At 65.3% G+C, this 20955-nt stretch carries 19 protein-coding genes and 1 pseudogene; 12 read left to right on the plus strand and 8 right to left on the minus strand.

Annotated elements, in window-relative coordinates:
- Window positions 1-190 precede the first annotated feature (190 nt).
- Entirely contained in the window at window positions 191-814 is a 624-nt protein-coding gene (locus IOC69_RS04515; RefSeq protein WP_290542343.1) for an XRE family transcriptional regulator, read from the minus strand.
- A gap of 184 nt (window positions 815-998) precedes the next feature.
- Between IOC69_RS04515 and IOC69_RS04520 the strand changes: the two genes are divergently transcribed.
- From IOC69_RS04520 to IOC69_RS04540, 5 genes are read left to right on the plus strand one after another with little or no spacing between them, the layout of a single operon-like run.
- On the plus strand, window positions 999-2021 hold the full coding sequence (locus tag IOC69_RS04520) for an NAD(P)-dependent oxidoreductase (protein ID WP_290542344.1): 1023 nt from the start codon (window positions 999-1001) through the stop codon (window positions 2019-2021).
- Window positions 2018-2359, plus strand: a complete 342-nt coding sequence (locus IOC69_RS04525; protein WP_290542345.1) for a DUF2849 domain-containing protein — start codon at window positions 2018-2020, stop codon at window positions 2357-2359. Before IOC69_RS04520 ends, IOC69_RS04525 begins: the two co-directional genes overlap by 4 nt.
- 5 nt (window positions 2360-2364) lie before the next feature.
- Entirely contained in the window at window positions 2365-4020 is a 1656-nt protein-coding gene (locus IOC69_RS04530) for a nitrite/sulfite reductase (protein ID WP_290542346.1), read from the plus strand.
- Window positions 4007-4537: a DUF934 domain-containing protein gene (locus IOC69_RS04535; RefSeq protein WP_290542347.1), complete on the plus strand. Its 531-nt coding sequence runs from the start codon at window positions 4007-4009 to the stop codon at window positions 4535-4537. The genes IOC69_RS04530 and IOC69_RS04535 overlap by 14 nt, the downstream gene beginning before the upstream one ends.
- An 8-nt stretch (window positions 4538-4545) precedes the next feature.
- Complete coding sequence (locus IOC69_RS04540; RefSeq protein ID WP_290542348.1) at window positions 4546-5256, plus strand: phosphoadenylyl-sulfate reductase; 711 nt, start codon at window positions 4546-4548, stop codon at window positions 5254-5256.
- 3 nt (window positions 5257-5259) lie between these two features.
- Here the strand turns inward: IOC69_RS04540 and IOC69_RS04545 are convergent, their stop codons facing one another.
- The 3 genes from IOC69_RS04545 to IOC69_RS04555 all read right to left on the minus strand — a co-directional run bounded on the left by IOC69_RS04545 (window position 5260) and on the right by IOC69_RS04555 (window position 7758).
- Entirely contained in the window at window positions 5260-5916 is a 657-nt protein-coding gene (locus IOC69_RS04545) for a glutathione S-transferase family protein (RefSeq protein WP_290542349.1), read from the minus strand.
- The gene (locus tag IOC69_RS04550; RefSeq protein WP_290542350.1) at window positions 5913-6329 is read right to left on the minus strand and encodes a rhodanese-like domain-containing protein; all 417 of its coding nucleotides are present in this window, start codon (window positions 6327-6329) and stop codon (window positions 5913-5915) included. Before IOC69_RS04550 ends, IOC69_RS04545 begins: the two co-directional genes overlap by 4 nt.
- Window positions 6330-6558: 229 nt before the next feature.
- Window positions 6559-7758 carry an MFS transporter gene (locus IOC69_RS04555; protein WP_290542351.1) on the minus strand — a complete coding sequence of 400 codons (1200 nt, stop codon included), beginning with the start codon at window positions 7756-7758 and terminating at the stop codon, window positions 6559-6561.
- Window positions 7759-7874: 116 nt separating this feature from the next.
- Here IOC69_RS04555 and IOC69_RS04560 point away from each other — a divergent pair, with 116 nt between their 5' ends.
- Window positions 7875-9296: a cation diffusion facilitator family transporter gene (locus IOC69_RS04560; RefSeq protein ID WP_290542352.1), complete on the plus strand. Its 1422-nt coding sequence runs from the start codon at window positions 7875-7877 to the stop codon at window positions 9294-9296.
- Here IOC69_RS04560 and IOC69_RS04565 read toward each other — a convergent pair.
- Window positions 9293-9604, minus strand: coding sequence for a hypothetical protein (locus IOC69_RS04565; RefSeq protein ID WP_290542353.1), 312 nt, complete (start codon window positions 9602-9604; stop codon window positions 9293-9295). The genes IOC69_RS04560 and IOC69_RS04565 overlap by 4 nt on opposite strands.
- Before the next feature lie 167 nt (window positions 9605-9771).
- Between IOC69_RS04565 and topA the strand changes: the two genes are divergently transcribed.
- Entirely contained in the window at window positions 9772-12423 is a 2652-nt protein-coding gene (gene topA / locus IOC69_RS04570) for a type I DNA topoisomerase (RefSeq protein ID WP_290542354.1), read from the plus strand.
- Between the two features lie 167 nt (window positions 12424-12590).
- Here topA and IOC69_RS04575 read toward each other — a convergent pair whose 3' ends face one another.
- Complete coding sequence (locus IOC69_RS04575) at window positions 12591-12998, minus strand: NUDIX hydrolase (protein ID WP_290542360.1); 408 nt, start codon at window positions 12996-12998, stop codon at window positions 12591-12593.
- 2 nt (window positions 12999-13000) lie between these two features.
- On the minus strand, window positions 13001-13372 hold the full coding sequence (locus IOC69_RS04580; protein WP_290542361.1) for a hypothetical protein: 372 nt from the start codon (window positions 13370-13372) through the stop codon (window positions 13001-13003).
- Between IOC69_RS04580 and rnr the strand changes: the two genes are divergently transcribed.
- The 3 genes from rnr (at window position 13314) to IOC69_RS04595 (ending at window position 17811) form a co-directional block, all read left to right on the plus strand.
- Window positions 13314-15605 carry a ribonuclease R gene (rnr, locus tag IOC69_RS04585; RefSeq protein ID WP_290542355.1) on the plus strand — a complete coding sequence of 764 codons (2292 nt, stop codon included), beginning with the start codon at window positions 13314-13316 and terminating at the stop codon, window positions 15603-15605. The genes IOC69_RS04580 and rnr overlap by 59 nt on opposite strands.
- A gap of 245 nt (window positions 15606-15850) precedes the next feature.
- The gene (locus tag IOC69_RS04590) at window positions 15851-16900 is read left to right on the plus strand and encodes an ELM1/GtrOC1 family putative glycosyltransferase (RefSeq protein ID WP_290542356.1); all 1050 of its coding nucleotides are present in this window, start codon (window positions 15851-15853) and stop codon (window positions 16898-16900) included.
- Entirely contained in the window at window positions 16897-17811 is a 915-nt protein-coding gene (locus IOC69_RS04595) for a hypothetical protein (protein ID WP_290542357.1), read from the plus strand. The genes IOC69_RS04590 and IOC69_RS04595 overlap by 4 nt, the downstream gene beginning before the upstream one ends.
- A 209-nt stretch (window positions 17812-18020) precedes the next feature.
- On the opposite strand, the pseudogene IOC69_RS04600 reads toward IOC69_RS04595, so the two are convergent.
- Window positions 18021-19184: pseudogene (locus IOC69_RS04600) on the minus strand (DNA cytosine methyltransferase).
- A gap of 11 nt (window positions 19185-19195) precedes the next feature.
- Here IOC69_RS04600 and IOC69_RS04605 point away from each other — a divergent pair.
- Together IOC69_RS04605 and IOC69_RS04610 are read left to right on the plus strand one after the other, a co-directional pair.
- Window positions 19196-19627 carry a DUF983 domain-containing protein gene (locus IOC69_RS04605; protein WP_290542358.1) on the plus strand — a complete coding sequence of 144 codons (432 nt, stop codon included), beginning with the start codon at window positions 19196-19198 and terminating at the stop codon, window positions 19625-19627.
- On the plus strand, window positions 19624-20355 hold the full coding sequence (locus tag IOC69_RS04610) for an NUDIX hydrolase (protein ID WP_290542359.1): 732 nt from the start codon (window positions 19624-19626) through the stop codon (window positions 20353-20355). The genes IOC69_RS04605 and IOC69_RS04610 overlap by 4 nt, the downstream gene beginning before the upstream one ends.
- The last annotated feature ends 600 nt before the right edge of the window (window positions 20356-20955 follow it).

The following is a 20955-nucleotide window of genomic DNA, read 5'->3' on the forward strand; positions in this document are numbered from 1 at the left end:
AATCCAGCTTTCTTTCAACGCGTGCTGACGCAAAGCGGGATTCCGGCCTTCGCCGGAATGACGGCATAAGAGGAGCATAAACGGTATTCTGATTTCAGTTGAACGCCCGATGCTTTAATGGAGTCAATTGACCGCCCGCCGCTCTAAGCATGCTCACGCTTTTGATCTGGCGCACCGCGCCTCGCCCGCCTCAGCCGCTGTTGTCGGACGGGCCCATCTGGCGGAGCACCAGCACCATGCTGGCATGAGCCTCGCCCTCACCCACATTGACGATCCTGTGCGGCAGGTCGCCCCGGAAGCGCAGGGTTTCGCCCAGCTTCACCCGGCGCGTCTCCTCGCCCGTCGTCACCTCGACTTCGCCGGCCAGCATATAGAGGTGCTCCACCGTGCCCTGCGGATGCGGGTCGGATTCGAGAACCCCGCCGGGCTTTGCGCGGAAATCATACCACTGCACCTGCTCGACGAGGTTCAGGGGGCCGGCGATGGCCAGCCGGCACAGCCCGTCCTGGCTTTCGAGGATGGGCACGCCAGACTTCGACTGGTGCTCCAGGAAAAGCTGCGCGCCTTCCGTGCGCAGCACCTCGTCGATCGTCGTGTCGAGCGCCCGGGAGAGCCGGTAAACGGTCGATAGGGTTGGATTTGTTTCGTTGCGCTCGATCTGGGAGATGATCGACTTGGCCACGCCGGACTGTTCCGACAGGTCGCCCAGCGACATATTGTAGGCCTTGCGCAGGCGCTGGATGGTTTTGCCCAGCGAGGGCGTCGGGTCAAAGTCCTGTGAGGGAGCGTTTTTCCTGCCGCGGCGCGTTGACATTTCGTCATCCTGAACTTAAAACTGGTGTTCGTTAAAACGAACAACCAGATGAATGGGTGTTCCGCAGGCCTCTTGATACCGCGTTTTCGTCCTGAAGTTCAAACGAATTCGCGGCCTGGCTCAAGACCCGTCCGGAAGACCGAACGTTTGGAAGAGCGAACGGGCAGCAGCAGGAGCGGATGACATGCGGTATTTTCCGATCTTCATCGACCTTCACAACCGGCCGGTCATCGTGGTGGGCGGCGCCGAGGAGGCGCTGCGCAAGGTGCGCCTGCTGCTGAAAACGGGCGCGGTGATCAATGTGATCGCCCCGGCCCTGCATGCGGAGTTCGAAGCCGAGCCGCGCGTCAACTGGATCGCCCGCGGCTATCACGCCGGGCTGCTGGAGGGCGCCGCGCTGGTCTATTCCGCCGATGCGGCGCTCAACGCGCGGGTGGCGGAGGATGCCCGGGCGCTCGGCATTCCGGTGAATGCCGTCGACAACCCCGATATTTCGTCCTTCATCGTTCCCTCGATCGTCGACCGTGACCCCGTGGTGGTGGCCATCGGCACGGAGGGCACGGCCCCCATCCTCGGCCAGGGCCTGCGGGCGCGCATCGACGCCATGCTGCCGCAGGCATTGGGCGAGCTCGCGAGGGCCGCCGAAGCGCTGCGCGAGCGCGTGGCCGGGGCCATTCCGCCCGGCAACCGCCGCCGTTCCTTCTGGAGCCGCTTCTTCTTCGGCGACGTGCGCGAGGCCTTCCTGGCGGGATCGACCTGCGGCTACCTCGCCGGTGTCGAGAACCTCTTCGCCGCGGAGGCCCAGGCGCCGCGGGGCCGGGTCAGCTTCGTGAGCCTCGGTTCGGACGATCCCGAACTCCTCACCATCAAGGCGCAGCGCAAGCTGCAGGAAGCGGACCTCATCGTGCATGACCGTGCCGCGCCCCGCGCCATACTCGAACTCGCCCGCCGCGACGCCGTCCGCATGGCCGTCAGGGGCGAACTCTATGACGGCGCCACTGACGTGCTGCTGGCCGAGGCCAGGGCGGGCAAGCTCGTCGTGCGGCTGTCGGTCAACGACGTGTCGCTTGAGGAGACCGTGTCGGTCGCCGCGGAGGGCCTGGCCTTCGAAACCATCCCATCGGTTTCGGCACTCAAGCCCGCCGAAGTGGTCGCATTCCCCGTCCGCGAGGACATTCGTGAAGAGATTTTGAGAGCCGCATCATGACCACCCCGGAAAAGGGCCAGCTCGTGACCGCCAACCGCCTGCGCGACGGCATCGCCGTGTTCCTCACCCGCGGGGGCGCGTGGAGCGAGACGATCGATGAGGCCGTGCTGGCGCAGGAGCCGCAGGCAGCCGCCGCGCTCGAGGCCCGCGCCCGCGAGGACGAGAGGAAGACCATCGTGACGGGGTCCTACCTCGTCGAAGCCGAGCGCCTCGACGGGCGGGTGCGTGCAGCGCATATCCGCGAGCGCATGCGGGCCCTTGGCCCCACCGTGAGACTGGACCTCGGCAAGCAGGCCGAGGGCAAGGGTGCGGGTTTTGCCGCATCCGAGGGAGAGTGATTGAGATGTACCGCTACGACGAGTTCGACCACCAGTTCGTCCGTGAACGCACCAACCAGTTCAGGGACCAGACGGAGCGCCGCCTGTCGGGTGCGCTGACGGAGGACGAGTTCCGCCCGCTCCGCCTGATGAACGGGCTCTATCTGCAGCTCCATGCCTATATGCTGCGCGTCGCCATTCCCTATGGCACGCTGTCCGGCCGGCAGATGCGGCAGCTCGCCTGGATTGCCGGGAAATGGGACAAGGGCTACGGCCATTTCACCACCCGCCAGAACATCCAATACAACTGGATCAAGCTCGAGGACGCTCCGGACATTCTGGACGCGCTGGCCGACGTCGAGATGCATGCGATCCAGACGAGCGGAAACTGCATCCGCAACGTCACGACCGATCATTGGGCCGGTGCCGCCGCCGATGAAATCGCCGATCCCCGTCCGGTGGGTGAGCTGCTGCGGCAATGGTCCTCGCTGCACCCGGAATTCTCCTTCCTGCCGAGGAAGTTCAAGATTGCGGTGACGGGCGCTCCGCATGACCGCGCCGCCGTGAAGGTGCATGACATCGGGCTGCGGCTGCACAAGAACGAGGCGGGCGCCGCGGGCTGGGAGGTGATCGTGGGCGGCGGCCTGGGACGCACGCCCATGGTGGGCGTGACCGTGCGGGACTTCCTGCCCCAGCATGAGCTGATCGGATATCTCGAAGCCATCATGCGCGTCTATAATCTTCATGGCCGGCGCGACAACAAGTACAAGGCGCGCATCAAGATCCTGGTTCACGAAATCGGCGCTGAGAGGTTCAAGGCGGAGGTTGAGGCCGAATATGCCCGCCGCCCGCACCCGGCGACGGACGTGGAAGAGCGCGAGCTTGCGCGCATCGCCGCCTATTTCGCTCCCCCCGCCTTCGAGAAGCTGCCGCGCTGGTCGGCATCCTTCGAGGAGGCGAAGCTTCACAGCCCCGATTTTGCGCGTTGGGCGAAGAACAACCTCGGCCCGCACCGCGTCGATGGCTATGCCATCGTCAACATCTCGCTCAAACCCGAGGGCGGCATTCCCGGCGACGCGACCGCCGGTCAGATGCGCGTGATGGCGGACCTGGCCGAGCGCCACGGCAATGACGAGCTGCGTGTCAGCCACGCCCAGAACATCGTGTTGCCGCATGTGCGGAAGGATGATCTTTTCACCGTCTGGCAGGCCCTGGCGGAGGCCGGTCTCGCGGCGGCGAACCATGGCCTGGCGGGTGACATCATCGCCTGCCCCGGCCTCGATTATTGCGCGCTGGCCACGGCGCGCTCGATCCCCGTGGCGCAGTCGATCTCGCGCAAGTTCGCGGATTCGAAGAAGCAGGACGAGATCGGCAAGCTCAAGATCAACATCTCGGGCTGCATCAATGCCTGCGGCCACCACCATGTGGGCCACATCGGCATTCTGGGCCTCGACAAGAAGGGCGAGGAATTTTACCAGATCACGCTCGGCGGCTCTTCCGCGGAGAACGCCTCGATCGGCACGATCCTTGGGCCGGGCTTCGCCGGCCATGAGGTGGCGGATGCCATCGAGACCATTCTCGACACCTATTTGAAACATCGCGAGGCGGGCGAGGAATTCCTCGCCACCTACCGCCGTCTGGGACCCAGGCCCTTCAAGGAGGCGCTCTATGCCACTGCTTAAGAACAACGTGCTGACGCCTGACAGCTGGATCAGCGTTGAGGCCGATGGCGACTTGCCGGGCACCGGCGACGTGATCGTGCCTTTGGCGCGGCTGCTGAGGGACTGGGCCGGGCTGTCGGCGCGCGGGAGCAGGCTGGGCGTGAGGCTCTCCAACACCGACAGGCCCGAGGCGCTGGGCGACGTCCTGCCGCGCCTGTCGCTCATTGTGCTGCCTTTCCCCGCCTTCAATGACGGGCGGGCCTATTCGATCGCGCGCAGCCTACGCGAAATGGGCTACGCGCAGGAACTGCGCGCCACCGGCAACGTGCTGCCCGACCAGCTGCAGTTCATGCTGCAGGTGGGCTTCGATGCCTTCGAGATCGGCGAGCGCTTCCCGTTGGAGACGTGGCGGAAGGCCTCCCGCCAGATGTCGCTCGCCTATCAGCGCGGACTGTTCCGCCGCGGGTCCGAGGCCGAAATCTGGACCGAGCGCCACACCGACGCCGAACCCTGGCTCGAACAGCCGCACGCCGGTTGAGCGCCGTCATGGACCGGGCGGTCTTCGAAAGCTATGCGGGCCTCGAGGGCCGTGAGCTGCTCGGCCCCATCCTGCGGGACTTCGCGGGCAGGGCCGCCGTGGTTTCCTCCTTCGGCGCGGAGTCGGCGGTGCTGCTGCACATGGTTTCGCAGGTCGACACGGCAGCGCCCGTCATCTTTCTCGACACCGGCAAGCATTTCTGGGAAACGCTCTCCTACCGCGCCAGGCTGATCGACCGCCTCGGCCTGACGGGTGTGCGCATCATCAAGCCGGACGAGGCGGACCTCGCGGCGGGGGATGCCGGGGGCACGCTGCACAAGACCGATGCCGACGCCTGCTGCCGCATCCGCAAGACCGTTCCGCTCGCCAGGGCGCTCGAAGGCTTCGACGTCACCATCTCCGGCCGCAAGCGCTACCATGGCGCGGCGCGGGCAACCCTCGACTTCCTGTCGATTGCCGATGGCCGGCTGAAGGTGGAGCCGCTCGCCGGCTTCTCCGCCCTCGGCATCGCGGCCTATATGAAGGCCCATGACCTGCCGGGCCATCCGCTGACCGGGATCGGCTATTTCTCAATCGGCTGCGAGCCCTGCACGCAAGCCGGCGGAGACGCCGCGGACCCGCGCGCGGGCCGCTGGGCAGGCTCGGCCAAGACCGAATGCGGCATCCACTGGACGCATAACGGCGCAACCATCGCCGCTCCGGCGCGCGCTTCGCACTGAGCTTCAGTCCACCTCGTCGGCGGGCACGATCCACGTTTCCTTCAGCGCCGCCTCGCGCCATGATTTGAAGGCGGGCGTCGAGAGGATGGTGTCCATATAGGCGCGGGTGTCTTCCGCCACGGGAACGGCGAAGGTCTCGAAGCGCGAGACCACGGGCGTGTACATGGCATCCGCGATCGAGAACTTGCCGAACAGGAACTTGCCGCCCTTGCCGAACCTGGCCCGACAGTCGCGCCACAGCTGTTCGATGCGCGCGATGTCGCGCGTCGCCTTGTCGTCGAGCGGCACGGGCTTCGGAGGCCGCCTGATATTCATCGGGCAGGCATTGCGCAGCGCGCTGAAACCCGCATGCATTTCGTTCGCCACCGCGCGCGCAACGGCGCGCGCCGCGATGGTCTTGGGCCAGAGGTTCTTTTCGGGAAAGAGCTCGGCAAGATATTCCATGATGGCGAGGCTTTCCCACACCACCCGGCGGCCGTGATAAAGCACCGGCACGCGGCCTGCCCTGGAATGTTCAGCGATCAGCTTCGCCGTTTCCGGCGTGTCGAGCGGGATCACCGTTTCGCGGAACGGGATGCCCGCCATGGAGAGCGCCATCCATGGCCTCAGCGACCATGAGGAATAGTTCTTGTTGCCGATGACGAGGTGAATGTTGCTCATGGCTTGTCTGCCTTCTTCCCGACTGTCTCAACCGGTCCGCCCGCCTCCTTCCAGGCGGAGAAGCCGCCCTTGAGGTTCAGCACGGGTTTGAGCCCCATGCGCCGCAAGACCTGGGTGGCAAGCAGCGAGCGCCAGCCGGACGCGCAATGGATGATGAACTTCTTCTCTTCCGCGAAGATCGGCTTGTGATAGGGGCTTTCGGGGTCCACCCAGAATTCCAGCATGCCGCGCGGCGCATGGAAGGAGCCGGGGATGCGCCCCTCACGCTCGATCTCGCGCGGGTCGCGGATGTCGATCACCGCGATGTTGGGCTGGCCCAGCACCGCAATGGCCTCGGCGGCGGAAACGCTCTCCACTTCCGCCTCGGCTTCGGCCATCAGTTGCCTGTGGCCCACGACGATGTTCTGTGGCATCTCCCCTCCCCTGCCGTTTCTCCTTTTTCCTCGCGCGGCGGCGGCCTGCGCGTCAAGCAAAATGCCTTCACCCCACGCAGCAGTATTCCGCAGTCTCCGCCGGGGCTCTTGCCGCAAGCCTGCTCGAGCATGATCCGCAAAAGTGGAACCGCTTTTGCGACAAGGTCATGCTCAAGCCTTGGACCTGGCGCATGTCCCGTCCAGACGTTCCGCCTGAACGGGACATGCGCTACAGCGACCTCGGCAGGTAGCGCCAGACGAAATAGCCAACGACGGCCAGCCACCCCGAGAGGATGACGAAGACCGCGCCGATCGGCAGCCACAGCAGTGCGATGGCGAAGATGAAGGCCGGGATCAGTTCCGAACAGTCGATGTAGGTGCGGTAAACGGCGGCCATTTTCTGGCGCTCATGGTGGCGCACGGCCCTGAGGAAGGGAATGCCGCCCACGCCGTCAATGGCGGAGGCCGCAACCGAGCCCGCCAGCAGGCAGGCAATGGCCACATAGGGCGAAGCGGTGCCCGCCAGCCCCGCCGCCAGCGAAGCTGCGGCGCAGACCGTGAAGGCCACCACGAGCACGGCGCGCACCCCAAAGCTTCGCGCGAAGCGGCCGGCGAACCAGGCGGTGAAGAGCAGGATCTGGCTCCCCGAAATCATGTAGCCGCCCACCCGCTTGTCGAGGCCTGCTTCCACCAGCAGCAGCGGCCCATAGATGAAGAACGTGGTCCAGAAGCAGGAGCGCCCGAAGGCAATGAGCCAGGCGAGGCGGAGCCGCGGCTGGGCGAGAAAACGCCGGACGTTGACCAGCGGATTGAAGCCTTCGGGGTTGTCCTGGGGCAGCGCCGCCGCATGGTCCGAAAGCCGCAGCCACCAGAACAGGATCAGCAAGGCCGCCGCCGCGCCAATGGCGACAAGCTGCGGCCCCCACGGCCCGTAGCTGACATAGAGCGTGACGCCGAGGGCGGGTCCGATGGTCCATGAGGCCGTCGACAGGCTGAGGCGAATGGGCTCCGAGCGGGCGAGATCGGTGCGCCTGATGTTCTCCATGATGTAGAGCTGCAGCGTGATGTTGAGCACGGCGGCGCCGAGGTTCCTCAGCAGCATGCCCAGCGCCTGGCCCGCCAGCAGGTGGGAGGCGAGCGCCAGGCTCGCCGCCATCATCATGGCGATGCCCAGCGTATAGGCCCAGCGCCGCCGCATGCGGCCGAGCAGCAAAGGCAGCAGCAGGGTTGCCGAGAGCACGCAGAGCGACACCACGGTCGAAAGTTCGCTCACCTTCTGCGCCGCGCCGAGAATATCATAGGCCTGCAGCGAGATGACGGTGGAGTTGAGCGAGCGCACGAAGCTTTCCACCGCGAAAAGCGATGCGAATGTATAGGCTCCCGCACGGCGCGGCAGCGGAAAATCGGTGGTCGAGACGTCGGCCGGCATGATTCTGCCTAACAAACGAGCATTTTTCGGGGCTGATCCGCAACTGCCCATCCCGCTGCCCCGCATGCCGGAAAGGTATGGCTTGAGACCGTCACGGGCGGGGGTTAGACAGGGCCATGCACAGCCACCATGGGCACAGCCACAACGGGCACAGCCACGAAAAGCAATCGGTCGCGCTCATCTCCATGGGGGCGAGCGCCGTGTTGGCGGGCGCCAAGTTCATCGCCGCCCTGTTCACCGGCTCGCTGGGCATCCTGTCCGAGGCGATCCACAGCCTCATCGACTTCGGCGCCACCATCATGACCTATCTCGCGCTCAGGGTGAGCGACAAGCCGGCGGATGACCAGCACCACTACGGTCACGCCAAGATCGAGAGCGTTACGGCGCTGGTGGAGACCGCCCTCCTCTTCCTCACCACCGCCTGGATCTGCTGGGAGGCGATCCGGCGGCTTCTCGGCGGGGAGACGCATGAGGTGGAGGTCACCTGGTGGGCGGTGGCCATCATCGCGGGCTCCATCATCATTGACCACAACCGCGCGCGGGCCCTGAAGCGCGTGGCGCAGAAAACCTCCAGCGAGGCGCTGGAGGCCGATGCCCTGCATTTTTCCTCCGACATGTGGAGTTCCATCGTGGTGCTGGCGGGCCTCGGCGCGGTGTGGGCCGGGGTTCCGGCGGCGGACTCGATTGCCGCCCTCATCGTCTCGGCCTTCATCGCTCATGCCGCTTGGGAACTGGGCGCGCGCACCATGAACACCCTGCTGGACGCCGCCCCGGCGGGCGCCACGGAGGTCGTGCGAGGGCTGGTCAACGACGTCCACGGGGTGCTGGCGCTAAAGTCGGTCCGGCTCAGGCCCGCGGGGGCCACCATGTTCGCCTCGATCGTGGTCGAGGTTGCCCGCACCATGCCGATCGACGACATCGTCAGGACCAAGGATGCGATCGCCGCGGCGGTGCGGGAACGCTTCCCCAACGCCGACATCACGGTGACGGCCAACCCGGTGGCGCTCGACAGCGAGACGGTGTTCCAGAAAGTCATGCTCATCGCCAGCCGGCGGAACCTCGCCATCCACCATCTCAATGCCCAGCAGATCGGCGGAAGCCTGGCCATCAGCTTCGATCTCGAGGTCGACGGCTCCATGCCGCTGGGCGAGGCGCATGACACTGCGACCGGCCTTGAGGATGCGATCCGCCATGAACTGGGCGCGGACGTGGAGGTGGAAAGCCACATCGAGCCCCAGCCTGACCGCATGCTGCAGGGCGAGGATGCGCCGCGCCAGCTTGCCGAGGAGGTGTCAGGCGCCCTGCTCCGGCTTGCCGCCGCGCATCCGCGGCTAAGCGACGTGCATCAGGTGCGGCTGCGGCGCAACGAGGAAGGGCTGTTCCTGCACTATCACTGCCGCTGCCCGCCCGCCGAAACGGTGGAGCAGGTCCATGACTCGATCGACCGGGTCGAGGCCGCCCTCAAGGACCGCTTTCCCGGCATCCGCCGCGTCATCGCCCATGCCGAGCCCCTGGGGGCAGAGGGACACGCTCCTTAAACGCGGCCAGTCGCCGGATCTTGATCGAAACGTTCCGCCGCCTTGGAGAGCTCCTTGAGGCGCTCCGCCTCGCTCTTGGGCACCTCCACCCGGTGGGCGACGCCGAAGGCCTCATAATAGGCGAATTCGAGAGGAACCATGACGCTGTGCAGCTGAACGGAGCGTGCGAGGTTGCGCAGCTCAAGGATCATGTCGGCGAGATATTCGGCGGTCTCACGCTGGCGTTGCTCCAGGCTGGGCAGTTCCTGCCGCGCCGAATCCACGGGCACCGGGGCAAGTTTAGGGGCTGCGCCGCGCCGTTTACTCATGCCGTCCTCCAGTTGCGTCACTTTCCGGGATTGCACTCTACGCGTGCTATTGTGAAATAAAAGCAACCTAACCTTGAATTTAGACTGTGAGGGGTAGAAAAGTTCCCACGGCTTGAACCCGTGGGACGATGCCTATATGACGCCGTGAAACCTGATCGGGAACCTGCATGACCGTCGTCGTCGTTGAATCTCCGGCCAAGGCCAAGACCATCAATAAGTATTTGGGAAAGGATTTCAAGGTCCTGGCTTCCTACGGCCATGTCCGTGACCTGCCCGCCAAGGATGGTTCCGTGCGTCCTGAAGCCGATTTCGAGATGGACTGGGAGGTGGATGGCAAGTCGGCCAAGCGCCTCTCTGACATCGCGGCGGCGCTGAAGACCGACGACCGGCTGATCCTCGCCACCGACCCCGACCGCGAGGGCGAGGCCATTTCCTGGCATGTCATGGAGGTGCTGCGGAAAAAGGGTGCGCTCAAGGGCAAGGCGGTGCAGCGCGTGGTGTTCAACGCCATCACCAAGTCCTCGGTGCTGGAAGCCATGCGGCGCCCGCGCGAGGTGGACGTGCCCCTGGTCGATGCCTATCTGGCCCGCCGGGCGCTCGATTATCTCGTCGGCTTTTCGCTCTCGCCGGTGCTGTGGCGCAAGCTTCCCGGTTCGCGCTCCGCCGGCCGCGTACAGTCGGTGGCGTTGCGCCTGATCTGCGACCGCGAGCTCGAAATCGAGGCCTTCCGCGCCCAGGAATACTGGACCATCGACGGCGTCTTCGTGACCCCCAGGGGCGAGGAATTCCAGGCCGCGCTCAATTCCATCGCCGACAAGAAGCTTGACAGGCTCGGCATCAAGGACGAGGCCACGGCGCGCGCCATCGAGCAGGCGGTGAAGGGCCAGCCCTTCAAGGTGGACTCGATTGAATCGAAGCCCGCCCGGCGCCACCCCTATCCGCCCTTCCGCACCTCCACCCTGCAGCAGGAGGCCTCCCGCAAGCTCGGCTTCTCGTCGGCCCGCACCATGCAGATCGCGCAGCGCCTCTATGAAGGCGTGGAACTGGGCGGCGAGACGGTGGGCCTCATCACCTATATGCGGACCGACGGCGTCGATATGGCGCCGGAAGCCATCGCCGCCGCCCGCAACGCCATCCTGAAGACTTTCGGCGAACCCTATCTGCCCTCCGCCCCGCGCCTCTACACCAGCAAGGCCAAGAACGCGCAGGAGGCGCACGAGGCGATCCGCCCCACCGAAATGTCGCGCCAGCCCAAGGACGTGCGCCGCGCGCTGGATGACGACCAGCTGGCGCTTTATGAGCTGATCTGGAAGCGCACCATCGCCTCCCAGATGGAGAGCGCCGAGCTTGAGCGCACGACCGCCGACATCGGCGCCGATGGCAAGGATGGCAAGCGCTATGCGTTCAGGGCCAATGGCTCCGTCGTCAGGTTCGACGGCTTCCTGCGCGTCTATCAGGAGGGCCTGGACGATGCCGAGGACGAGGATTCGAAGCGCCTGCCCGCCATGGCGCGCGGCGACTCGATCGGGGTCAGGAAGATCGGGGGCGTGCAGCATTTCACCGAGCCGCCGCCGCGCTATTCGGAGGCCTCCCTCATCAAGAAGCTGGAGGAGCTGGGCATCGGCCGCCCGTCGACCTATGTCTCGATCCTCGAAACGCTGCGCACCCGCGGCTATGTCCGGCTCGACAAGAAGCGGCTGATCCCGGAGGACAAGGGCCGCGTCGTCACCGCCTTCCTCGAGAGCTTCTTCCGCCGCTACGTCGAATATGATTTCACCGCCGGCCTCGAGGAGAAGCTCGACCAGGTCTCGGCCGGCGAGATCGACTGGAAGCAGGTGCTGCGCGACTTCTGGCGCGACTTCACCGCGGCCCTGGACGACGTGAAGGAATTGCGCGTCACCAATGTGCTCGATGCGCTGAACGACATTCTCGCCCCGCATATCTTCCCGCCCAGGGAAGATGGCGGCGATGCCCGCGCCTGCCCGTCCTGCGGCGGGGGCCGGCTGTCGCTGAAGCTCGGCAAGTTCGGCTCCTTCATCGGCTGCTCGAACTACCCCGAGTGCAAATACACCCGGCCGATGACCCCGGGTGCCGAGGGTGCCGACGCCATGCCCGCCGAGGGCGTGCTGCTGGGTGTCGATCCCGAGACCGGCGAGAAGGTCACGCGCCGTGCTGGCCGCTTCGGCCCTTACCTGCAGCTCGGCGAGGCTATGGAGGGCGAGAAGCCGCAGCGCGCCTCGATCCCGCGCAACCGGAAGCCCGAGGACATCACTCTGGAAGAGGCGCTGAAACTGCTCTCGCTGCCGCGCGAGGTGGGTCTCCACCCCGAGACGGGCAAGCCCATCGTGGCGAATTTCGGCCGCTACGGGCCCTTCGTGCTGCATGACGGCGCCTATGCCAATCTCGAAAGCCCGGAGGATGTCTTTACGGTCGGCATCAACCGCGCTGTCGATATTCTTGCCGAGAAAAAGGCCCGCGGCTTCCAGCGCCCCAGGGCGGGCGCGCTCAAGGATTTAGGGCCCCACCCGTCAGGCGGCGGCAACATCCAGGTGATGAAGGGCAAGTACGGCCCCTATGTGAAGTTCGGCACGGTCAACGCCACCCTGCCGAAGGGCAAGGACCCGGAGCAACTCACCATCGACGAGGCCGTGGCGCTGATCGCCGGACGCGGGGGCAAGAGCCCGGCGAAGAAGCCCGCCAAGAAGGCGGCGGCGAAGAAGGCGCCGGCGAAGAAGGCCGTTGCGAAAAAGGCCGCGCCCGCGAAGCCAGCGAAGAAGGCCGCGAAGAAGGTCACGAAGACGCCGAAGGAAGCGGCGTAGGCGGACCCCACCCCCCCACTCATCATGCCCGCGCTCGTCGCGGGCATCCTTTTCCGGCGCTCACAAAAGATCGCCGGGACGAGCCCGGCGATGATGGGAGGCGGGAAGGCGGCGATGATGGGAGGTGCAGAGGGAGCGATGGGGGGTGGAGGAAAGTCCTCGCGGTTCTACTTCAGCTTCCGGATGATCACCTTGAGCTCCGGTTCCTCCACGGCCTCCGCGGCGTCCGGAACAGAGAACCACCGCAGCTTCCGCTGGCCCTGCTCCGGCCAGTCCGGGTGCTGGATCATCTGTTCGAGGGCGAAGACCTCGACCCTTGTCGGCTGCACCTTGCCGTTCTCGAGCCGCTTGCCATATTCGAATTGGCCGATGGGTTTCTCGCTCACCTGGCCGCCCAGCCCCGCTTCCTCATAAGCCTCGCGTGCCACGGTTTCAGCCGGGGACAGGCCCTTGATCGGCCAGCCCTTGGGGATCACCCAGCGGCCCGTGTCGCGCGACGAGATCAGCAGCACCTCGCGCCTTCCGCCGCTGTAGCGCCACGGCAGTGCCCCATATTGCTTCTTCGCGACCGGCATTTTCACGGCACCTGTCCAGAACATTGAATCGGGCTCCCGAATAAACCGAACCGGAAGCCCACACTCAGAGATGATGGCCTTAAGATTGCGTTCCTGTGATGACTTTCAAGGATTTTATCCAACGCAATTGACGCAGGCCTGACCCGGAAACGCCCGCCAAACCGCTGGATTTCGGCCCCGAAAACCGGCCAGAGCATGATCCGCAAAAGTGGAACCCGCTTTTGCGATAAGATCATGCTCCAGCCATTAATCTGGCGCTTGTTCTTTTCGATCAGGTGATTCCACCTGATCGGAACATGCGCTACACCTTGATCCATGGCCAAACGCCCCGCTCCCAAGTCCAAACCAACGAAGGCCGCCAGGCCAGTTGCCAAGCCTCAGCTCCCCAGCGAGGCCGATGTTCTGGGCTTGATCCAGTCCTCCCCCTCAATCCTGGGCAAGCGCGAGATCTCGCGCCATTTCGACATCAAAGGCGGCGACAAGGTGGCGCTGAAGGCCCTGCTCAGGGGCATGGAAGAGAAGGGCCTGCTGGCCAAGCGCGCCCGCAGGTTGATCGACCGCTCCGCCCTGCCCCCCGTCACCGTGCTCGAAATCATCGGCGCCGACCGCGACGGCGAGGCCTATGCCGAACCCGTGGAATGGGACGAGCGCGTGGCTGGCAAGCCGCCGCATGTGGTGATCGAGGGGGCGGAAAAGGCCCCGCGCAAGGGCGACCGGGTGCTGGCCAGGATCCAGCCCTCGAAGGATGGCCGCTACAGGTTCCGCGGCCGGGTCATCAAGCTGCTGCCGGGCCGTTCCGGCAAGGTGCTGGGCGTGTTCCGCGTGCAGCCGGGCCTTGGGGCGCGCATCATTCCGGTGGACAAGAAGGCCCGCCACGAGCTGCAGGTGCCGAAGGGCGAGGAGAACGGCGCGCTCGACGGCGAGCTCGTCGAGGCGGAAATCATCAAGGACCGCGGCCACGGCCTGCCCTCGGCCCGGGTGCGCGGGCGGCTGGGCGACATGAACGACCAGCGCAACATTTCGCTGATCGCCATCAACCACCACGGCATTCCGAACGCGTTCCCGGAGCGCGTGCTGAAGGAGGCTGAAAGCCTCAAGCCCTTCGCGCGCGGGCGCCGCACGGACCTCCGCTCCGTGCCGCTCCTCACCATCGACCCGAAGGACGCGCGCGACCATGACGACGCCGTGTGGGCCGAGATCGACGGGGCCACGGGCGGCGCCAATGTCATCGTCGCCATTGCCGATGTCGCGGCCTATGTGCGGCCGGGTACCGCACTTGACCGCGAGGCGCGCATCCGCGGCAATTCGGTCTATTTCCCGGACCGCGTGGCGCCGATGCTGCCCGAGCGCATCTCGAACGACCTCTGCTCCCTGCGCGAGCAGCAGGAGCGCCCGGCGCTGGCCTGTTTCATGAGCTTCGACAGGTCGGGCCGCAAGACCGGGCACCGCTTTGAACGCGTCATCATGCGCTCGGCCGCCAGGCTCGCCTATGAGGAGGCGCAGGCCGCCATCGACGGCCGCCCCAATGACAAGACAGAGCCGCTGCTCGAACGCGTGCTGCGGCCCCTGTGGGCGGCCTATGCCATCTTGCTGAAAGGCCGCAATGCCCGCGAACCGCTTGAGCTGGACTTGCCCGAGCGCCGTTTGGTGCTCGACGCCCATGGCCTCATCGAACGCGTGGTGACGCCCGAACGCCTCGACGCCCACAAGCTGGTCGAGGAATTCATGATCCAGGCCAATGTCGCCGCCGCCGAGGAGCTGGAGAACCGCAGGACGCCGCTGCTCTTCCGCGTCCACGACCAGCCGTCGGAGGAAAAGCTCCGCGCACTGGCCGAATTCCTCCGCACCGCGAACATGAACTTGCCCTTGGGCCAGGTCGTGCGCCCCAGGCATTTCAACAGCTTGCTGAAGGAGGTTGAGGGCAAGGATTATCAGCACGTGGTCAATGAAATGGTGCTCCGCACCCAGGCCCAGGCCATCTACGACCCCGTCAATAAGGGCCATTTCGGCCTGGCGCTGCGCCGCTATGCGCATTTCACCTCGCCCATCCGCCGCTATGCCGACCTGATCGTCCACCGCGCTCTCATCACCGCGCTGGGCTTCGGCCCCGACGGCCTGAGCCCGGACGACATCGCGAGGCTGCCCGAAACCGCCGAGATGATCTCCGATGCCGAGCGCCGCGCCATGGCGGCCGAGCGCGAGACCATCGACAGGCTGATCGCCGCCCATCTCGCGGGCCATACGGGCGCCACCTTCCGGGGCCGCATCGGCGGCGTGGTCAGCGCCGGGCTTTTCGTGAAGCTGGACGGGAATGGCGCTGACGGCTTCGTGCCCGTCACCACGCTGGGCCGCGAATATTTCGTCTTCGACAAGGCCCGCCACGCCCTGACCGGCGAACGCTCCGGCGACACCTATCAGCTGGGCGACCGGCTGGAGGTCAGGCTCGTCGAGGCCACCCCGGTTTCCGGCGGCATGCGCTTCGAGGTGGTCTCCGAAGGCAAGGAGGGAAAACCCGCGAACCGCCGCGCCGCGCGCGCGGGGGCCAAGCCCCTCCGGGGCAAGAAGCCCGGGGGCCATAAGCGCTCACCGCGCACACCGGTGCGGTGATCATCGCGCCCGCCGTTTCATCATGGCGAAATCGCGCAAGGCCGCCGCCAGCCGCGATCTCCGTGGCGCAGCGCCGGGCCGGGACAATCGCCCCCTTCGGTAACGATGCCTGGTCCGGAGCCCGACACGCCGGGCGTGTTGTGCGGCAGGCCCCTTGTGTGTATCCTAAGCACTTGGTGCGGGCCGCGCCTTGCGTCGTCATTTCGTCTTGATCCCGGCGTCCGGTGGAGGTGGAGTTGGCCGTTATGTGGGTTCTGACGGGGCCGAAATCGGGTGACAACCGGCAGGTGATGAGGGCTGCCGAGGCTTCAGGTTTGACATTTGAAGGCCGCCACATCGTGTTCCACGGCGCCAATCTTGGGCGGAAGCCTATGGTGCGGGCGAGCCTTGATGGCGTTGACAGAGAGCGCTCGGACAGGCTTTGCGGGCCCTGGCCCGGCATTGTGCTGGTCATCGGACGGCACCTGTCCTGTGTCGCACTGTGGATCAAGAAGCAGTCGGGCGGCGCCACGCGCATTGCCTTGTTCAACGCACCCAAGGGCCGCGGCCGGGATTTCGATCTCGTGGTCCTGCCGCCCTATTACCGCCAACAGAACCGCGCCAACGTGCTCTCCATCCGCGCGCCGCTCATCGGCATCGATCCCCCAAGCATCGCCCAGGCCGGGCGCGATCTGGCACGGACACTCGGCGCGGGCCAACGCCCGATCCACGTTCTGCTGGTTGGCGGTGACATGGGCCAGCGCAAGCTGGAACCCGGCTTCGTTTCAGGCATCTATCGCCAGATGCGCGACGGCTTCGCGGCCGGGGGCACCATCCATGTTTCCACCTCGCCGCGCACGCCGCCCCGCGTGGTCGAGACGCTGCGGCCCATGCTCCGCCCGCAGGACTGCCTGCATGTCTGGCGGCCGGACGCCACAGCGAATGCCTATCTTGGCCTTCTGGCGCATGGCGAGAGTTTCACCGTCACCGCCGACAGCCTGTCCATGCTGATTGAGGTGGCGCGCCTCGGCAAGCCGCTCGTCATCGCCGAACCTCCGCGCCGCCGCGGCCTTGCAGGGCTTAAGGACTGGGCGAGCGACCTGCTGCGCCCGCGCGACCTCCGCCATGCCCTGGGCATGCTCTACGCCGGCGGCTTCGCAGTGCCGCTCGGCATGCCTCCCCAACCATCTGGCGGCAGGCTGCCGGACGATACTGGCCTCGTGGCCAGTCGGCTGCGCCTGCTGGCCGGGGCGGAGGCTGAACCGGTCATCCGCCATTGTCCCCCAGTCCCCACAGCAGGCCGCGTCACACAATGAAACCCACCGTCTTCGTTCACACCAATGCCAAGCAGATCGTTGGCGCGATCGTCTCGAAATACTCCTTCGGGCGCTTCGCCGCCGATCCGTCGGCCTTCGAGGTGAAGCTCATCGAAACCGCGTCCTATTCCTGGATGCGCGACTATGAAGGCAAGCTCTTCCTCCGCGACGGGCTGAAGCGCCGCTGGCTCAACGACGATCTGCAATCATTCACCGTGCTTCGTTTCGCACCGCCGGAGATCATGCGTCACGAGGGGCGCTCGCTGGTCGTCGATCCGGATGTCTTCTGCATTTCCAGCATCAACGAGCTGCTGGCGCGCGACATGGGGGACGCGGCCATTCTCGCGCGCCACCGCACGGGCAGCAAGGAGGCGGCCTGGGCATCCAGCGTCATGCTGCTCGACAACGCCCGGCTCACCCACTGGAACCTGCGTGAGAACTTCGACGAAATGTTCGCCTTCAAGCGCGATTACATGAAATGGATCACCCTGCTGACGGAACCGCAGGACAAGATCGCCCCGCTCGAGAGCGTGTGGAACGACTTCGACCGGCTCACCCCCGAAACCCGCATGATCCACAACACGAAGCGTCAGACCCAGCCCTGGAAGTCGGGGCTCCCGGTCGATTTCCGGCCGCCGGAATCGCGACATGGACTCACGCCGAAAAACCTTTACCACCGGCTGCGGCGCAGCCTGTTCGGCGACTATGGCCTGCTGGGCAGCTACAAGTCGCACCCCGATCCCAACCAGGAACGTCTGTTCTTCGCGCTGCTGCGCGAATGCCTCGACAGGGGACTGGTGAGCGAAGCCATGTTGCGGCAGGAAATGAAGCATAACCACATACGTCATGACGCGCTGGATCTGGTCCGCCGCACCCCCACGCTGGACGAGAAGCCGCTTTTCGCCGCTTGACCGGCGGGCGAGGCTCCGGCGCACGGCCAGCACCCGGCGGTGAGCGAAGCGGTGCATGAACACGCGGCCGTTTTTTCAAGCCGGGCAAGACTTACATGCCGCCCAAACGGATCGCCGGCATGTTCAACATGCGCCTGAGTTCATCGACCTCCATCACGCGGCCGATATTCTTGAGAAAATGCGCCCGGAGCTTGTCTTTTGCCCCCATGTCACTCCGCCGCAGCGAGATTGGTGATGCTCTTCATCGAAACAGCATCAAGAATCCGTCGGCCTACCGCTGCGGCGACCGGAGGCGGAAACGCGTTGCCGACCTGTCGATAGCTTGCCGTCTTTCCACCCATGAATTCCCAATCGGCCGGAAAGCCCTGTAACCTCGCGACCATCGGAACGGTGAGTTTTGGCATTCCTTCGAAATCCGGTTCCGGCGCTGAATTTGCAATGCCAAGCCCGTTCACGCCCAGTTCCTTCCAGGCCTCGCGGGCACGGGTCGGACCAAGATCGGGACCGCCGTGCTTTTTTGAGCCGCCGACAACAGTTGGAGCGATCCGGTTGGCGGCCTCTTTCCATCTTGCGGCCTGCCGCCAACCATTCGCCGACATCAGTCCGAAGAGCGCCTCTCCCACGGTCCTGGGCGCCACCTTCTCCGCCTCGCCGGGCCAGGAAAATCTCTCGGCGGCAAATTTCCTGATGGCCACCAGGAGAACGCGGGGGCGCAGCTGTGGGACGCCGAAATCCGAGGAATGCAAGAGCGCCCAGCGCGGCCTGTAGCCAAGCCTATCGAGCCGCTGATCGATCATCGCGCGATAAGCCGCAAAACGCGGATCGAGCAGACCCTTCACATTTTCGAACATCACCGCTGTTGGCTGCAACTGGTCAACCAGACTGATACCCACGTTGAACAGATTGCGCTCGTCGGCTTCGCCAAGTTGCCTGCCCGCGACAGAGAATGGAGGGCAAGGCAACCCGCCCGCAAGCAGATCGACACCCCTGAGCTTCGACCAGTCGAAACTCTGGAAAAGATCATGTTCAATGACGTTCCAGTGAGGCCGGTTCTTGCGCTACGTTGCACACGCCGCGCGGTCGTTCTCAAAGAGAGCTGCGTGTTCGAAACCGGCTTGCTCAAGGCCGAGCGCCTGACCACCGGCCCCTGCGCACAGTTCAACAGTCACGGGAGCCATTGATTCTCTCCAAGCTGAAATCCGTCTTACTCCGGGAGTCAGGCGCCGCAATAGATTTTCGGAACAATACAGGAACGTGCATGTCGCTTTCAACACTTTTCGCGTATTGCCCAAGCCCGCCGCTTCATTCAGCTCCTTGCGGCAGACCGTCGCGCAGACCAAAACCATCTTCAATTCGACCGCCCCCTCCCCCATCCTCGGATCCCATGACTGTCAGCGTCAAATCCCCCACCCTCCACCTCGCGGAGCCCCGGTCATGGAAGCAGGCCATGTGGCGTGGCATCACCTGTTCCTGCCCGGCCTGCGGCGAGGGGCGGATGTTCGGCCGATATCTCAAGGTGGCCGATGCATGCCCCTCCTGCGGCGAGGCGTTGCACCACCACCGCGCCGATGATGCGCCGCCCTATTTCACCATGATGATCGTCGGGCACATTGTGGTGCCGCTGGTGCTCGTGGTGGAGAAGATCTGGCATCCGGACGTTTCGACCCATGTGATGATCTGGACCGCCGTCACCCTGTCCATGACCTTCGCCCTCATGCCCGCCGTCAAGGGCGCGATCGTCGGCCTGCAATGGGCGAACCGCATGCATGGCTTTGACCCGGCGCAGCGCGACGGCGTGCATCCCGCAGGGCCATGACCTACGATCACCCGGAATTCGCCGGCTCCAGGCTCCATGCCAGGGTGCAGCCCCCGAAGGACTCCGCCACTCTCATGCTGGTGCGGGGTGGCGCGGGCGCGCCGCGCATCCTCATGGGCCGGCGGGCCAAGGGCCATTCCTTCATGCCCAATAAATTTGTCTTTCCGGGCGGAAGGCTTGATGCCGCCGACTGCCGGGTGAAGCCGGGCCGGGACCTCCACCCCGCCACGCTGGCCAAGCTCCTCCACCGCATGCGCGGCAAGCCCAGCGCGGCCCGCGCCCGCGGCCTCGCCCATGCCGCCCTGCGCGAGACCTGGGAGGAAACGGGCCTGCTGTTCGGCCGCAGCCGGCCGGAGGACGCGCCGAACCTTTCGGGCCTCACCCTGTTCATGCGCGCAATCACGCCGCCCGGCCGCACGAGGCGCTTTGACTCCCGCTTCTTCGTGGCCGATGCCGAAAACCTCTCCAACATCGACCGGCCGCACCACGATGGCGGCGGCGAACTCCTCGCCCTGTCCTGGCTGACGCTGGACGAAATCGCCTCCCTCGACCTGCCGCTCATCACCATCGACGCCCTGAAGCGGCTGAAACCCTTCCTCGACCGGGGCCATCTTCCGCCCCCGGATTGCACCGCATCGTTCCAGTATCTCCGGGGCAAGCAGTGGATGGAGGACGAGATCGGGTCCCCCGGCGCGTATTCCGCTCAGGCGGAATCACCTGATCGATAAGAACACGCGCCAACTCATATGCCGGAGCATGCTCTTACCGCAAAGGCGGGTTCCGCTTATGCGGACCATGCTCCAGATCAAGACCCTGTACCACAACTGGGTGCACGACGCCTACATTCTTAACAATTGTGTTGCGATCCGCTTATAAGTCGTTCATCGGCGCGGCATAAGACTAATTCGTCGGCCACCCGCAGATGCGTAATACCCTTTCTCTAAAGCGAAGAGCGCTCAAGTCGAATCATGTGATCTTGCGACGCGCGGCCTGTCTTCTCCCGCTCCTTCAGCGGGAGAAGAAGGGACCCGTTGCTGGATAAGCAACGGGGAGATGAGGGGACTTGTCTGCCGCTCGGGCGGCGGGCGGTCATGCAGAATCGGGTTCTTTTCCCTCCCCCTTGTGGGGAGGGATTAAGGGTGGGGGTCCCCGGGCTCAGGTCTTTGAGAATTGGACTCCTGGGCCCCCCGCCCCTGCCCCTCCCCACGAGGGCAGGCGAATCGCATATTGAAAAAGTCCTTGCGGATCAGGGCCATTGGGACTCGATAGGCAGGCAGCTTCTGTTGGGAGGTTTGCCATGTCTGGTTTGCTGGACTATTTTTCTGAGA

Source organism: Aestuariivirga sp. (assembly GCF_020252405.1).
Lineage (GTDB): Bacteria > Pseudomonadota > Alphaproteobacteria > Rhizobiales > Aestuariivirgaceae > Aestuariivirga.

What these genes read in the sequence shown, in the direction of transcription:
- IOC69_RS04530 (WP_290542346.1), top strand. Translation starts at nt 2,365, where the DNA reads ATGTACCGCTACGACGAGTTCGACCACCAGTTCGTCCGTGAACGCACC.
- rnr (WP_290542355.1), top strand. Translation starts at nt 13,314, where the DNA reads ATGGCCAAACGCCCCGCTCCCAAGTCCAAACCAACGAAGGCCGCCAGG.
- IOC69_RS04515 (WP_290542343.1), bottom strand. Translation starts at nt 814, where the DNA reads ATGTCAACGCGCCGCGGCAGGAAAAACGCTCCCTCACAGGACTTTGAC.
- IOC69_RS04560 (WP_290542352.1), top strand. Translation starts at nt 7,875, where the DNA reads ATGCACAGCCACCATGGGCACAGCCACAACGGGCACAGCCACGAAAAG.
- topA (WP_290542354.1), top strand. Translation starts at nt 9,772, where the DNA reads ATGACCGTCGTCGTCGTTGAATCTCCGGCCAAGGCCAAGACCATCAAT.
- IOC69_RS04590 (WP_290542356.1), top strand. Translation starts at nt 15,851, where the DNA reads ATGTGGGTTCTGACGGGGCCGAAATCGGGTGACAACCGGCAGGTGATG.
- IOC69_RS04575 (WP_290542360.1), bottom strand. Translation starts at nt 12,998, where the DNA reads ATGCCGGTCGCGAAGAAGCAATATGGGGCACTGCCGTGGCGCTACAGC.
- IOC69_RS04535 (WP_290542347.1), top strand. Translation starts at nt 4,007, where the DNA reads ATGCCACTGCTTAAGAACAACGTGCTGACGCCTGACAGCTGGATCAGC.
- IOC69_RS04525 (WP_290542345.1), top strand. Translation starts at nt 2,018, where the DNA reads ATGACCACCCCGGAAAAGGGCCAGCTCGTGACCGCCAACCGCCTGCGC.
- IOC69_RS04565 (WP_290542353.1), bottom strand. Translation starts at nt 9,604, where the DNA reads ATGAGTAAACGGCGCGGCGCAGCCCCTAAACTTGCCCCGGTGCCCGTG.
- IOC69_RS04550 (WP_290542350.1), bottom strand. Translation starts at nt 6,329, where the DNA reads ATGCCACAGAACATCGTCGTGGGCCACAGGCAACTGATGGCCGAAGCC.
- IOC69_RS04605 (WP_290542358.1), top strand. Translation starts at nt 19,196, where the DNA reads ATGACTGTCAGCGTCAAATCCCCCACCCTCCACCTCGCGGAGCCCCGG.
- IOC69_RS04610 (WP_290542359.1), top strand. Translation starts at nt 19,624, where the DNA reads ATGACCTACGATCACCCGGAATTCGCCGGCTCCAGGCTCCATGCCAGG.
- IOC69_RS04595 (WP_290542357.1), top strand. Translation starts at nt 16,897, where the DNA reads ATGAAACCCACCGTCTTCGTTCACACCAATGCCAAGCAGATCGTTGGC.
- IOC69_RS04545 (WP_290542349.1), bottom strand. Translation starts at nt 5,916, where the DNA reads ATGAGCAACATTCACCTCGTCATCGGCAACAAGAACTATTCCTCATGG.
- IOC69_RS04555 (WP_290542351.1), bottom strand. Translation starts at nt 7,758, where the DNA reads ATGCCGGCCGACGTCTCGACCACCGATTTTCCGCTGCCGCGCCGTGCG.
- IOC69_RS04540 (WP_290542348.1), top strand. Translation starts at nt 4,546, where the DNA reads ATGGACCGGGCGGTCTTCGAAAGCTATGCGGGCCTCGAGGGCCGTGAG.
- IOC69_RS04520 (WP_290542344.1), top strand. Translation starts at nt 999, where the DNA reads ATGCGGTATTTTCCGATCTTCATCGACCTTCACAACCGGCCGGTCATC.